Here is a 13,537-nt window from a genome sequence, read left to right on the forward strand (position 1 = left end):
GTTATGCCGTTTTTCTATGAAACCTTCGGGTGGTCGCCCGCCTCAGCGGCGGCGGATGAGCTTGATGGCCGGCATGGAGGCCGGCGCGTGCACCGTGGCGTGACCGGCCAGCACCTCGCGCAGGTTGCGCTGGGCCAGGCGGGAGTGCTCGCGCATGATGGCCTCGGCGCGCGTGCCTTCGCGCTGTTCGATGGCGTCGAGCACCTGGCGGTGCTGGTCCTGCGCCACCACCAGCATGTCGCGCGCGCGCTGGGAATGGGCCTGCATCACGACGAAGCCCGAGGGCGAGGCGAACGGCAGGGTGAGCACTTTGTCCAGCTGGCGCGCGATGGTGGGGCTGTCGGCCATTTCCCAGACCAGGGCGTGGAACTGGCTGTTGAGCGCCACGTAGTCGGAAAAGCCCTTGTCGTCGAGCGCGGGCACGGCGAGCACGGTGTCCAGGCGGTTGAGGCATTGCCGGGCTTCGAGCAGCACCGCGCCGGGCGCGCCGCGCTCGGCCGCCAGCCGGGCCAGCAGGCCTTCGAGCGTGCCGCGCAGCTCGATCGCGTCGGCGATGTCGCGCTCGGAAAAGGTCTGCACCACGTAGCCGCCGTTGGGCAGGGCTTCGAGCAGGCCTTCCTGCTCCAGGCGCATCAGCGCGGCGCGGATGGGGGTGCGCGAGACGCCCAGGCGCTCCACGATGGCGAGTTCGGCGATGCGCGAGCCGCCGGCCAGCTCACCCGAGAGGATGAGTTCGCGCAGCTGCAGCAGGGCGCGCACCTGCGCGCTCTCGGTGGCGGCGCCCACGGGCTCGGGCGGGGACAGGGTGGTGGCGTCCAAGGTCATGGGATACGCAATGTATACAGAAACCGCCATTTTTCAAGCGATTTGCCATCGAGTCGGGGTTTTCCATAGGTTTATGTATGCATTGAAGGCTGGCAAAGTGCGCCTTCACCCCATTTCCAGAACCCAACGACCCGAGGACGTTTTCCACCATGAGCCTGCGCACCCATGCCCCGTTCCGCGCCGACCACGTCGGCAGTTTTCTGCGACCGGCCTACCTGCTCGAAGCCCGCGAGCAGAAGGCCAAGGGCGAGATCAGCGCGGCGCAGCTACGCGAGGTGGAGGACCGGGCGATCACCGAGATCGTGAAGTTCCAGGCCGATGTCGGCCTGCAGTCGATCACGGACGGCGAGTTCCGCCGCACGTATTTCCACATCGATTTCCTGGAGCAGCTGGGCGGTGTGAAGACGGACATTCCGGTGACGATCCGCAAACCCGACGGCACGGAGGAGCTGGCGCCGCCGGTGATCCGCGTGATCGACAAGGTGCGGCACGCGAAGAACATCCAGTTGGCGGACTTCGAGTACCTGAAGGCGCAGGTGGCGGCTATGGGTCTGCCCGCGCCGGTGACGCCGAAGGTGACGATTCCGTCGCCGACGATGTTGCATTTCCGGGGTGGGCGCGCGGGGATCAGCAAGGAGGCCTACCCGGAGCTGGACCCGGTGTTCTACGACGATGTGGCGAAGGCGTATGGCGAGGAGTTGCAGAGTCTGGCGGACGCGGGTTGCACTTACGTGCAGATGGACGACACGAACATGGCGTATCTGTGCGATGAGCGGATGCGGGAGGCGGCGCGGCAGCGGGGGGACGATCCGAACGAGTTGCCGCACCGGTATGCGGGTTTCATCAACAAGGTGGTGGCGCACAAGCCGGCGGGGATGACGCTGGCGATGCATTTGTGCCGGGGCAATTTCAAGAGCACGCACGCGGCGGCGGGGAACTACGAGCCGGTGGCGGAGGCTTTGTTGTCGGAGATGAAGCTGGACGCGTTTTTCCTGGAGTACGACGACGATCGTTCGGGGGATTTCCGGCCTTTGCGTTTTTTGAGCAAGGGCAAGGTCGTGGTGCTGGGGCTGGTGACGACGAAGTTCGGTCAGCTGGAGAGCAAGGACGATCTGAAGCGGCGCATCGATGAGGCGGCCAAGTACGCGCCGCTGGAGCAGATGTGTCTGTCGCCTCAGTGCGGGTTCTCTTCGACCGTGCATGGGAACAACATCGCTGTGGAGGATCAGCGTCGGAAGCTCGCCCTTGTGGTGGAGACGGCTCGGGAGGTTTGGGGCTGAGTTTCCTTTTCTGGCGTTGACCTCGCGTCAGGCCCGTGGCGACGCCCGCCTGCAAGAGGCGTGGGCACACCAAGCTTGGCGCGCCCACCCAGCAGGCACAAAAAAAGGCCGCCCCGAAGGAGCGGCCCATCCAAGAGAAACTTGAATTATTTGCTGTGCTTGGCAAGCAGGGCCCGAGCCTCGGACACCAGCTTCGCGCCGTCGATGTTCTTGGCCTGCACTTCCTTCACCCAATCGGCCTCCACAGCCGCCGCCGTCGCCTGCCAACGCTTGGTTTCAGCAGCGTCCAAGGTCACCACCTTGTTGCCCAGCTTCGTCGCCGACGCCAGACCCATGCGGTCACCCTCGTCCATCGCGCGACCGAACAACGCCGCCGTCTCCACACCCGAATTCGCGTCGATCACCTTCTTCAGATCCGCCGGCAGCTTGTCATAGCTGTTGCGGTTCATCGTCAGCGCGAACGTCTGCGTGAACAAACCCTGTGGGCCCGAGAACGTGGTGTGGTTCTTCACGATCTCCGCGATCTTCAGCGAAGGCACCACCTCCCACGGAATCGTCGTGCCCTGAATCACACCCTTGGTCATCGCCTCCGTCACCGCTGGCACCGGCATGCCCACCGGCGTCGCGCCCAGCTTCAACAACATGCTGCTGATCACCCGCGAACCGCCGCGCACCTTCTTGCCCTTCAGGTCTTCCAGCTTCGTCAGCGGCTCCTTCGTGTGGAACAGGCCCGGGCCGTGCGTGTGCGCCGCCAGCAGCTTCACGTCCTTGAACTCATCGGCCGCGTGCTTCTCCACGAACTCGTGGAACGCGCGCGACGCCGGCTCGGCCTTGCCGCTCATGAACGGCAGCTCGAACACCTCGGCCTTGTTGAAACGGCCCGGCGTGTAACCCAGCACCGTCCAGGAAATGTCCACCACGCCATCGCGCACCTGGTCGAACAGCTGCGGCGGCGAACCACCCATGGACATCGAGTGGAACAGCTGCACCTTGATGCGGCCACCCGACTCCGCCTCGACCTTCTTCGCCCACGGCACGATGGCCAGGGCGGGGATGGGCGCCGTCGGCGGCAGGAACTGGTGCAGGCGCAGCGTCACGGTCTGCTGCGCCAGGGCGCTGCCCGCCAGGGTGGCCGCGCCAAGGGCGGCCATCGCCACGATGGCGTTGCGGCGTCGAAGGAATGTCATGGAGATGCTCCTGAGAGAAAGGGGGAAGGCGAGAAAAAACGAAATCCGTGCGGTCCACCCCCTGAAGGGCGGCCAGGACATGACATGTGCCGCGTCAGGCACAAGAGGCACACTGTGCAGCCATCGCGCGCCCCGCGCCAGCCTGTTTAGGTACAAACAGCTATTCCATCTTGTTATGAAACCTGCTAGGCGGTTTTTGATCGCTCGCCCTCACCCATGAGCTCACCGATCCAGTTCCACTTCGACTTCATCTCGCCCTACGGCTACTTCGCCTCGCTGCGCATCGAGGCCCTGGCCGCCCGCCATGGCCGCGCGGTGGACTGGCGCGCCATGCTGCTGGGCGTGTCGGTGATGAAGGTGATGGGCCTCAAACCCTTGATGGACACGCCCCTGAAGGGCCCTTACACCGCGCGCGACGTGCTGCGCCACGCGCGCGAACACGGCCTCCCGATGAAGCGCCAGCCGAACGACCCGGTGATGAACCCCCTGCCCTGCGCGCGCGCCTTCGCCTGGGTGAAGCAGCACCAGCCGGCCCACGCGGCCGCGCTGGCGCACGCGATCTACGCGGCCTATTGGGGCGAGGGCCAGGACCTTTCCACGCCCGAAGCCCTGCGCGGCCTCGCCCTGCCCGAGGGTTTGTCGGCCGATGCCGTGGCCGAGGCGGCCGCGGGCGACGAAGCCGCGTCGCTGCTGCGCGCGATGGTCGACGCGTCGCTGAAAGCCGGCGTGTTCGGCTCGCCCACCGTGGTGGTGGACGGCGAACCCTTCTGGGGCGTGGACAAGCTCGATCAGGTCGAGCGCTGGCTCACGCGCGGCGGCTGGTAGCCCTCGCTCAGTCGAAGCGCAGCTCGGTCTCGACGGCCATGGCCGCGAGACCTTGCATGAGGCGCTCGCGCAGCGCTTCGTCGCGCGGACCGGACACGGTGATCACCGCGCACTGCCGCCCGCCCCGCTCCAGCGCCTGCACGCGCGCCGGCACACCGGGCGCCCATTCGCGCAGCGCCTCGGCCAGCTTGATCTCGATCGCGCGCAGCCGCAGCTCGGGCTTGAACACCTTGCCGATCGCGGTCATGGGCAAGGCCTCGAGCAGCACCACGCGTTTGGGCACCGCCGGCCGTTCGTAGACCTGCGGTGCAACCAGCGCCAGCAACTCATCGGCAAGCAGCGTCGTACCCGGCTTGAGCGTCACGAAGGCCACCGGCACTTCGCCCGCGTAGGCATCGGGCTCGGCCACCACGGCGCACAAGGCCACGGCGGGGTGCGCGAGGAACGCGTCTTCCACCAGGCCGGGGTCGATGTTGTGCGAGCCGCGGATGATCACGTCCTTCGCGCGGCCGGTGATGTGGATGCGGCCGGCATCGTCGAGGTGGCCCAGGTCGCCGGTGACGATCCAGCCCTGCTCGAACATCCCGGCGTTGCGCGCCGCGTCGGTGTAGCCCGGGCTCACGTGCGGGCCGCGCAGCACCAGCACGCCGGTCTCGCCCGCCGCGCAGCGTTCGTCCAGCTTCGCCTCGCCATCGCGCCAGGGCACGGCATGCACCTCGGTGTAAGGCAGGCGCAGGCCGGCCGAGCCGGGCGTGCGCGGCCCGAGCAAGGGCTCGATGCTCACCAGCCCCGCGCACTCGGTCATGCCCAGGATGTTGCGCACGGGGATGCCGCTGGCGGCTTCGAAGCGTTGCGCGAGTTCGGACGGCAGCGGCGAGCCACCGGTGTAGGCCGCGCGCACGGTGGTGATGTCCGCGTCCACCGGCACGCCCATCAGGGCCGCGAGCACCGTGGGCACGCAGGCCAGGTGCGTCACCCGCTCGCGCTCGCAGAACCGCCAGTAGCGCTGCACGAACCCGGTGTTGCGCATGCCGCTGAGTGTGGGCAGCACCTGCCGCGCGCCCACCGCGAGCAAAGCCAGGCCATAGACGAAGGCGCCGGCCACGTGGAACAGCGGAAAGCCGTTGATCTCCACCGCGTGTTCGTCCAGGTCGTAGAAGGCGTGGGCGAACCAGGCCGTGTGCGCCTCGTTGCCCTGGGTGTGCTGCGCGAGCTTGGGCGCGCCCGTGGTGCCGCCGGTGTGGAACAAGGCCACCACACGGTCGGGGTTCAGGTCGGGCTCGAAGCCCAGCGCCTCGGGCTGCGCGGCGAGCAGGTCCTGCAGCACCGGCACGTCGGGCGCGGTGGACTCGCCCACGCGGATCTGGATCAACGGCAGCGCATGGTGTTGCACCACCTGCTGCGCCACCGGCCACACCGCGAGCTCGCCGTTGGGCCCGAGCGCGACCAGCAGCCTGGCGTTCGAGGCTTTCAGCAAGGCCGCGATGTGATCGGGCTGCAGCAGGTAGTTGATGGGACACACGCGGCCCGCGAGCTGCGCGCCCCAGAGCACCGCATGCGCCTCGGGCAGGTTGGGCGCGAGCAGCGCCACCGCGTCGTCCGGCCCCACGCCCAGCGAGCGGAACAGGTTGGCCGCGCGGTGGATGTCGGCCACCAACGCGCGGTAGCTGATGCGGCGGGGCTCGGTGGCGAGATCGGCGTCGGGCAGAAAGCGGAACGCCTCGCGCTCGGGGAAACGCTCGGCCGTGGCGCGGATCAGCGCATACGGACTGCGGTGCGGTGCGGTCTGTTCGCGCGGGGTCTGCTCCAGCCGTTCGATGTCGGCCAGCGTGGTGAAGGCCTGCATGGGCGCGGCCTCAGGCATCCAGCCCCAGCAGGCGCACCGCGTTGCCCTTCAGGATGCCGGGCATCACCTCGGGCTTGAAACCGGCGACCTCGAAGTCCTTCATCCAGCGCTCGGGCGTGATCAGCGGGTAGTCGCTGCCGAACAGCACGCGGTCCTTCAGCAGCGTGTTGGCGTACTGCACCAGCTGCTTCGGGAAGTACTTCGGGCTCCAGCCCGAGAGGTCGATCCACACGTTGGGCTTGTGCGTGCGCAACGCTGAGCGCCTCGTCCTGCCACGGGAAGCTGGGGTGGGCCATGACGATCTGCATGTCGGGGAAATCGATCGCCACGTCGTCCAGGTGCATGGGGTTGCTGTACTCCAGCCGCAGGCCGCCGCCGCAGCGCATGCCCGAGCCGATGCCGCTGTGCCCGGTGTGGAAGATCGCGGGCAGCTTGTGCGCGTTGATCACCTCGTAAATCGGCCAGGCCATCTTGTCGTAAGGGTGGTAGCCCTGCACAGTGGGGTGGAACTTGAAACCCTTGACGCCCTCTTCCGCGATCAGCCGCTCGGCCTCGCGCGCGCCCATCTTGCCCTTGTGCGGGTCGATGCTGGCGAAGGCAATCATCATGTCGCTGTTCTCGCGCGCGGCCTGCGCGATCTCCTCGTTCGGGATGCGCCGGCGGCCGAGCTTCGATTCGCTGTCCACCGTGAACATCACCAGGCCGATCTTCTTCTCGCGGTAGTAGGCGATGGTCTCGGCGATGGTGGGCCGGCGGTTGCTGCCGAAGTACTTGTCGGCCGCGCGGTCGTACTCCTCGCCGTAGTTGTCGAAGGGGTTGCGGCAGCTCACTTCCGCGTGGGTGTGGATGTCAATCGCGAGCAGGTTCTTGTGGTCCATGGGTGTCTCTTTACCTAGGGTAAACACGGGGGTCGTTTTCGACCAGTGTGCTTGTTTTGGTTATTGTTTATAACAATAATGCGACCTCACTTCAAGCAAGCCCTTCCTGCCTCATGCCCATCCATTCCACCGACATCAGCCTGAGCCTGCAAGGCGAATCGTCCGAAATCGCGGTCATCACGCTGAACCGGCCCGCCAAGCGCAACGCGCTCAACGACGGCCTGATCCTCGCCTTGCGCGACATCTTCCAGGGCATGCCGCAAGGCGTGCGCGCCGCCGTGATCCACGGCGCGGGCGAGCACTTCTGCGCCGGCCTGGACCTCTCCGAACTGCAGGAACGCGACGCCGGCCAGGGCCTGCACCACTCGCGCATGTGGCACGCCGCGCTGGAGTGCGTGCAGCACGGCCCGGTGCCGGTGGTCGCGGCGCTGCACGGCGCGGTGGTCGGCGGCGGCCTGGAGCTGGCCAGCGCCTGCCACATCCGCGTGGCCGACGCCTCGTCCTTCTTCGCGCTGCCCGAAGGCTCGCGCGGCATCTTCGTGGGCGGTGGCGGCTCGGTGCGCATCCCGCGCCTGATCGGCGCCGCGCGCATGGCCGACATGATGTTCACCGGCCGCGTCTACAAGGCCGAGGACGGCGAGCGCATCGGCCTGGCGCAGTACCTGGTGCCCGAAGGCACGGCGCTGGAAAAAGCCATGGAACTGGCGACGCGCATCGCCAGCAACGCACCGCTGACCAACTACGCGCTGATGCACGCCCTGCCGCGCATCGCCGAACAACCGGCCGACCAGGGCTTCTTCACCGAAGCGCTGATGGCCGCCATCGTGCAGAACGCCCCCGAGGCAAAAGAGCGCGTGCGCGCCTTCCTCGAAGGCCGCGCGAACAAAGTGCAACGCGACTGACGTCGCTCCCCCCGCGCCGCCTTCGGCGTCACCCCCCGGAGGGGGGCGATGCCAGCGGCCCGGCAAAGCCGGTTCCGCGGCATCTCTGGAATGAGACACGCGACTCGAGAAACTGATCGATAAAGAAAAGCCCGAGAGAGACATGAGCCAGAACCCCGCCACGGCCGCCCGTTATCGGCCCCTGACCTTCGGTGTCACCCGCGCCACGCTGCGCGACGGCGACACCGGCGTGCACTACCTGAGCGCGCAGCAGGACCTGCCCGCCTTCCCCGGTCGCATCACCGACCGGCTGGTGCACTGGGCCCGGACGCGCCCCGACCAGACCGTGTTCGCGCGCCGCGCGAAGAACGCCGACGGCACCACGGGCGACTGGCGCCACATCAGCTTCGCGCAGGCGCTGGACGCGGCGCGCCGCATCGGCCAGGGCCTGCTGAACCGCGGCCTGTCCGCCGACAAGCCGGTGCTGATCCTGAGCGAGAACGACCTGGAACACGCGCTGCTCGCGCTGGGCTGCGTCTACGCCGGCATCGCCTACTGCCCGACCTCGCCGGCCTATTCGCTGGTGAGCCAGGACTTCGACAAGCTGCACCACGTGGTGAAGACGCTCACGCCCGGCCTGGTGTTCGCCGCCGACGCGCAGCGCTACAGCCGCGCCATGCTGGCCACGCTGGGGCCCGACGTGGAGCTGGTGACGACCGCGGGCAGCGTGCCCGGCCGCGCCACCACCTCGTTCGCCTCGCTGCTGCGCCACCGAGGCCACACCGGCGGTGGACGCCGCCATGGCCGCCACCGGCCCGGACACCATCACCAAGTTCCTCTTCACCTCGGGCTCGACCAAGATGCCCAAGGCCGTGATCAACACGCAGCGCATGTGGTGCGCCAACCAGCAGCAGATGACGGAGTCGATGCCGGTGCTGGCCGAGAACCCGCTGGTGCTGGTGGACTGGCTGCCCTGGAACCACACTTTCGGCGGCAACCACAACGTCGGCATGGTGCTGTACCACGGCGGCACGCTCTACATCGACGACGGCAAACCCACGCCCGCGCTGATGGCCGAGACGCTGCGCAACCTGCGCGAGATCGCGCCCACGGTGTACTTCAACGTGCCCACGGGTTTCGAGGCGATTGCCAACGCGATGAAGACCGACGAGGCCCTGCGCAAGACCCTGCTCTCGCGCGTGCGCATGTTCTTCTACGCGGGCGCCGCCCTGGCCCAGCCGGTGTGGGACGCCCTGCACGCGGTGCAGGAACAGGAGATCGGCGAGCGCATCGTCATGGGCACGGGCCTGGGCATGACCGAGTCGGGCCCGTTCGGCCTGTACGTGACCAGCGCCAACGTGAAGGCCGGCGACCTGGGCCTGCCCACGCCGGGCCTGGTGCTCAAACTGGTCGACACCGACGGCAAGACGGAGGTGCGCTACAAGGGCCCGAACATCACGCCGGGCTACTGGCGCATGCCGGCGGAGACCGCCGAGTCCTTCGACGAAGAAGGCTTCTTCAAGACCGGCGACGCGGTGAAGTGGATCGACGAGACCGACATCCACCAGGGCCTGAAGTTCGACGGCCGCATCGCCGAAGACTTCAAGCTCGCCACCGGCACCTTCGTGAGCGTGGGCCCGCTGCGCGCCAAGATCATCGCCGCCGGCGCGCCCTACATCCAGGACGTGGTGCTCACCGGCCTGAACATGAAGGAAGTCGGCGCCATGGTGTTCCCCACCGGCGCGGTGCGCGCGCTCAGCGGCCTGGGCGCCGAGGCCTCGCTGCACGAGGTGCTCGACAGCGCGCCCGTGCTCGCGCATTTCCAGCGCGTGGTGACCGAACTGGCCAAGACGTCCACCGGCAGCGCCAGCCGCATCGCGCGCCTGTGCCTGCTGGCCGACCCGCCCACCATCGACCGCGGCGAGATCACCGACAAGGGCTCGATCAACCAGCGCGCGGTGCTGGCCCACCGGGCCGAGACCGTGGAGCGCCTGCACGCCGACACGCTGCACGCCATCCTGAAACCCGAATAAACGAAAGACGACATGGCTTCCCGAGGATTCTTCAACGCGTTCGACGACGTCTGGCTGCTCGACGGCGTGCGCACCCCCCTGGTGGACTACTGCGGCGCGCTCGGCCACATCTCGCCCACCGACCTGGGCATCAAGGCCGCGCGCGAAGCGCTGGCGCGCGCGGGCGTGCCGGGCGAGCACATCGGCTCGGTGGTCACGGGCAACATGGCGCCCGGCGATTTCGACCAGTTCTTCCTGCCGCGCCACATCGGCCTGTACGCCGGCGTGCCGGTGGAGGTGCCGGCCATCATGGCGCAGCGCATCTGCGGCACCGGCTTCGAGCTGTTCCGCCAGGCCGGCGAACACATCCAGGGCGGCGCCTGCGAGGCCGCGCTGGTGGTGGGCACCGAGAGCATGACGCGCAACCCCATCGCCGCCTTCGACCACCGCACCGGCTTCAAGCTGGGCGCGCCGGTGGGCTTCAAGGACTACATGTGGGAAGCGCTGAAGGACCCGGCGGCGGGCATCAACATGATCCAGACCGCCGAGAACCTGGCGAAGCAATACAGCATCACCCGCGAAGAGGTGGATGCCTTCGCCTCGGCCTCGTTCGCCAAGGCCGTGGCCGCGCAGGAAAGCGGTTTTCTCGCCGGTGAGATCGTGCCGGTGGTGACCGAGAAGTTCGAGCTCGCGGGCTACAAGGCGCGCGGCATCAAGCTGCAAGGCAAGCTCACCGAGGTGCGCACCGACACCCACCCGCGCCTCTCGCCGGTGGAGGTGCTGGCCAAGCTCAAGCCCGTGTTCGAAGGCGGCGTGCAGACCGGTGGCAACAGCTCGGCCCTGGTGGACGCCGCCGCGGCCTGCGTGGTCGCCTCCGGCGCCTACGCGAAGGCGAACGGCAAGCAATCGCTGGCCCGCGTGGTCGCCGCCGCCGCCGTGGGCGTGCCGCCCGAGATCATGGGCATCGGCCCGGCGCCGGCCATCCGCCTGCTGCTGGAGCGCACCGGCCTGAGGCTGAGCGACATCGCGCGCTTCGAGGTGAACGAAGCGCAAGGCGCGCAGACCCTGGCGGTGGCGCGCGAGCTCGGCATGGACCTCGACAAGCTCAACGTCAACGGCGGCGCGATCGCGCTGGGCCACCCGCTCGCCGCCACCGGCGTGCGCCTGACGCTCACGCTGGCGCGCGAACTGCAGCGCAGCGGCCAGCGCTACGGCATCTCCAGCGCGTGCGTGGGCGGTGGCCAGGGCATGGCCCTCCTGATTCAAAATCCGAACGCCTGAAACCAGAGAAGAAGGAGACCTCTATGAACATTCAAGGACACGCGGCCCTCGTCACCGGTGGTGGCTCGGGCCTGGGCGAAGCCACCGCGCGCGAACTCGCGCGCCTGGGCGCCAAGGTCGCCGTGCTCGATGTGAACCTGGACAACGCCAAGCGCGTGGCGGCCGACATCGGCGGCGTGGCGCTGCTGTGCGACATCACCGACACCGAGAGCCTGCAGGCCGCGATCGACCAGGCCGCCGCGGCCCACGGCCCGGCGCGCATCCTGATGAACATCGCCGGCATCGGCTCGGCCAAGCGCGTGGTCGCCAAGGACGGCAGCCCCGCGCCGCTGGAAGACTTCGCCAAGGTCATCAACGTCAACCTGATCGGCACCTACAACGTCAGCCGCCTGTTCGCCGCCGCCTGCGCCAGGCTCGATGCGCTGGAAGACGGCGAGCGCGGCGTGATGGTGTTCACCGCCAGCGTGGCCGCGTTCGACGGCCAGATCGGCCAGCAGGCCTACAGCGCCTCCAAGGGTGGCCTGGTGGGCATGACGCTGCCGATGGCGCGCGACCTCGCGCAGCACGGCATCCGCGTCTGCACCATCGCGCCCGGCCTGTTCAGCACGCCGCTGATGAAGCAGCTGCCCGAGCCGGTGCAGCAGTCGCTGGCCGCCAGCATCCCCTTCCCGCCGCGCCTGGGCAAGCCCGAGGAGTTCGCCCAGCTCGCCGCGCACATCGTCACCAACACGCACCTCAACGGCGAAGTGATCCGCCTCGATGGCGCACTCCGCATGGCCCCCCGGTAAACCCCCTCATGACCAAGACCGTTGTTTACGAAGTGGAAGTGATGTTCGGCGACTGCGACCCCGCTGGCATCGTCTTCTTTCCGAATTTCTCGAAGTGGATGGACGCGTCCTCGCTGAACTTCTTCGTCAAGTGCGGCGTGCCGCCCTGGCGCGAGCTGGTCAAGACGCGCGGCATCGTGGGCACGCCTCTGCTGGAGATCCACACCAAGTTCAGCCGCCCGGCCACCTACGGCGAGCGCCTGCAGATTCACACCAGCGTGACCGAGTGGCGCGAGAAGGTGTTCATGCACCGGCACGTGGTGAAACGCGGCGACGAGGTGCTCTGCGAAGGCACCGAGACGCGCGCCTTCGTGATCCACCCGCCCGAGGCGCCCGAGCGCATCAAGGCCATTCCCGTGCCCGAGGACATCAAGGCCCTCTGTTCCTGACCCCTGCGTTTTCCCTGCCCTTTCCCTTTTCACCACCCCAGAAGGAGACTCGAATGAAAGCCGTCAAAACCCTCGTCGCCGTCGCCGTCACGGCCCTGGCCAGCACCGCGGCGCTGGCCGACATCAACGTCGGCGTGATCCTCTCGCTCACGGGCCCGGGCTCCGGCCTCGGCATTCCGATGCAGAACCAGTTCAAGCTGTTTCCGCAGACCATTGGCGGCGAGAAGGTCAACCTGATCATCCTGGACGACGCGAGCGACCCGGGCAAGGGCGCTGCCAACGCACGCCGCCTGGTGACCGACGACAAGGTCGACGTCATCATCGGTTCGACCCTCACCCCGGTGGCCGCGGCCATCGCCCCGGTGGCAGCCGAAGCCAAGACCGTGCAGCTGGCCGCTTCGCCCGTGGGCGTGCCGCCCGGTGCCGACCAATGGCTGTTCCGCCTGCCGCAGGGCAACGATGTGATGGGCTTCGCCGTGGTCGAGCACATGAAGAAGCAGGGCATCAAGACCATCGGCTTCCTGGGCTACACCGACGCCTACGGCGAGCTGTGGCTCAAGGCCATGACGCCGCTGGCCGAGAAGGCCGGCATGAAGATCGTGGCCGCCGAGCGCTTCGCGCGCGCCGACACCAGCGTGACGCCGCAGGCGCTCAAGCTCACCGCCGCCAACCCCGATGCGATCCTGGTGGTGGCGACCGGCTCGGGCGCGGCCATGCCGCACAAGGCCATCGTCGAGCGCGGCTACAAGGGCAAGATCTACCAGACGCACGCTGCCGCCACGCCCGACCTGGTGCGCATCGGTGGCAAGGACGTGGAAGGCTCCTTCGTGGTCTCCGGTCCGGCTGTGATCGCCGAACAGTTGCCTGACAACCACCCGTCCAAGAAGCTGGCCATGGACTTCGTCACCAACTACGAGAAGCTGGTCGGCCCAGGCATGCGCAACCAGTTCGCGGGCCACGCCTACGACGCCGCCATCGCACTGAACAAGGCCGTGCCGATCGCACTGAAGACCGCCAAGCCCGGTACGCCCGAGTTCCGCGCCGGTCTGCGCGACGCACTCGAAACCATGGGCCGCACCGTGTTCGCGCACGGCGTGATGAACTGGACCAAGGACGACCACTGGGGCTTCACCAATGAGACCGGTGTGATGCTGAAGGTCGTCGACGGCAAGTTCAAAGTCGAGTGATTCGAAACTCCCCCCTGCGCCGCTGACGCGGCTTCCCCCCTCTGTGGCGCGCCTTCGGCGCTTCGAGGGGGGACGACACCTGGGGCCGGCGGAGCCGGACCCTCGGTGTCCCTGTTCGA

10 protein-coding genes and 2 pseudogenes are annotated in these 13,537 nt (G+C 68.0%); 8 read left to right on the forward strand and 4 right to left on the reverse strand.

What is annotated here, in order from left to right; genetic code table 11:
• Positions 1–42: 42 nt before the first annotated feature.
• Positions 43–804 (reverse strand): GntR family transcriptional regulator, encoded by a 762-nt coding sequence (locus tag ACFJI0_RS14420; RefSeq protein WP_382325657.1) that lies wholly within the window; start codon positions 802–804, stop codon positions 43–45.
• Between the two features lie 170 nt (positions 805–974).
• On the opposite strand from ACFJI0_RS14420, the gene ACFJI0_RS14425 reads away from it, so the two are divergent.
• Positions 975–2,105 (forward strand): 5-methyltetrahydropteroyltriglutamate--homocysteine S-methyltransferase, encoded by a 1,131-nt coding sequence (locus ACFJI0_RS14425; protein WP_382320635.1) that lies wholly within the window; start codon positions 975–977, stop codon positions 2,103–2,105.
• Between the two features lie 146 nt (positions 2,106–2,251).
• Here ACFJI0_RS14425 and ACFJI0_RS14430 read toward each other — a convergent pair whose 3' ends face one another.
• Positions 2,252–3,394, reverse strand: a complete 1,143-nt coding sequence (locus tag ACFJI0_RS14430) for a TRAP transporter substrate-binding protein (RefSeq protein WP_382320637.1) — start codon at positions 3,392–3,394, stop codon at positions 2,252–2,254.
• Between the two features lie 114 nt (positions 3,395–3,508).
• On the opposite strand from ACFJI0_RS14430, the gene ACFJI0_RS14435 reads away from it, so the two are divergent.
• Positions 3,509–4,117: a 2-hydroxychromene-2-carboxylate isomerase gene (locus ACFJI0_RS14435; protein WP_382320638.1), complete on the forward strand. Its 609-nt coding sequence runs from the start codon at positions 3,509–3,511 to the stop codon at positions 4,115–4,117.
• A gap of 7 nt (positions 4,118–4,124) precedes the next feature.
• Here ACFJI0_RS14435 and ACFJI0_RS14440 read toward each other — a convergent pair whose 3' ends face one another.
• A complete protein-coding gene (locus ACFJI0_RS14440) occupies positions 4,125–5,963 on the reverse strand; it encodes an AMP-binding protein (RefSeq protein WP_382320640.1) in 1,839 nt (612 codons plus the stop codon).
• A 10-nt stretch (positions 5,964–5,973) separates the two neighbouring features.
• Positions 5,974–6,841, reverse strand: a pseudogene (locus ACFJI0_RS14445) (amidohydrolase family protein).
• 113 nt (positions 6,842–6,954) lie between these two features.
• Between ACFJI0_RS14445 and ACFJI0_RS14450 the strand changes: the two are divergent.
• From ACFJI0_RS14450 to ACFJI0_RS14475, 6 genes and pseudogenes are all read left to right on the forward strand, one after another.
• Positions 6,955–7,743 (forward strand): crotonase/enoyl-CoA hydratase family protein, encoded by a 789-nt coding sequence (locus ACFJI0_RS14450; protein ID WP_382320642.1) that lies wholly within the window; start codon positions 6,955–6,957, stop codon positions 7,741–7,743.
• A gap of 142 nt (positions 7,744–7,885) precedes the next feature.
• Positions 7,886–9,755, forward strand: a pseudogene (locus tag ACFJI0_RS14455) (feruloyl-CoA synthase).
• 12 nt (positions 9,756–9,767) lie between these two features.
• Positions 9,768–11,015: a thiolase family protein gene (locus tag ACFJI0_RS14460; protein ID WP_382320644.1), complete on the forward strand. Its 1,248-nt coding sequence runs from the start codon at positions 9,768–9,770 to the stop codon at positions 11,013–11,015.
• A 23-nt stretch (positions 11,016–11,038) separates the two neighbouring features.
• Entirely contained in the window at positions 11,039–11,803 is a 765-nt protein-coding gene (locus ACFJI0_RS14465; RefSeq protein ID WP_382320647.1) for an SDR family NAD(P)-dependent oxidoreductase, read from the forward strand.
• A gap of 8 nt (positions 11,804–11,811) precedes the next feature.
• Positions 11,812–12,231 (forward strand): acyl-CoA thioesterase, encoded by a 420-nt coding sequence (locus ACFJI0_RS14470; protein ID WP_382320649.1) that lies wholly within the window; start codon positions 11,812–11,814, stop codon positions 12,229–12,231.
• A gap of 53 nt (positions 12,232–12,284) precedes the next feature.
• Entirely contained in the window at positions 12,285–13,418 is a 1,134-nt protein-coding gene (locus ACFJI0_RS14475; RefSeq protein WP_382320651.1) for an ABC transporter substrate-binding protein, read from the forward strand.
• The last annotated feature ends 119 nt before the right edge of the window (positions 13,419–13,537 follow it).

It is taken from the genome of Hydrogenophaga sp. UC242_53, from assembly GCF_042696965.1.
GTDB lineage: Bacteria > Pseudomonadota > Gammaproteobacteria > Burkholderiales > Burkholderiaceae_C > Hydrogenophaga.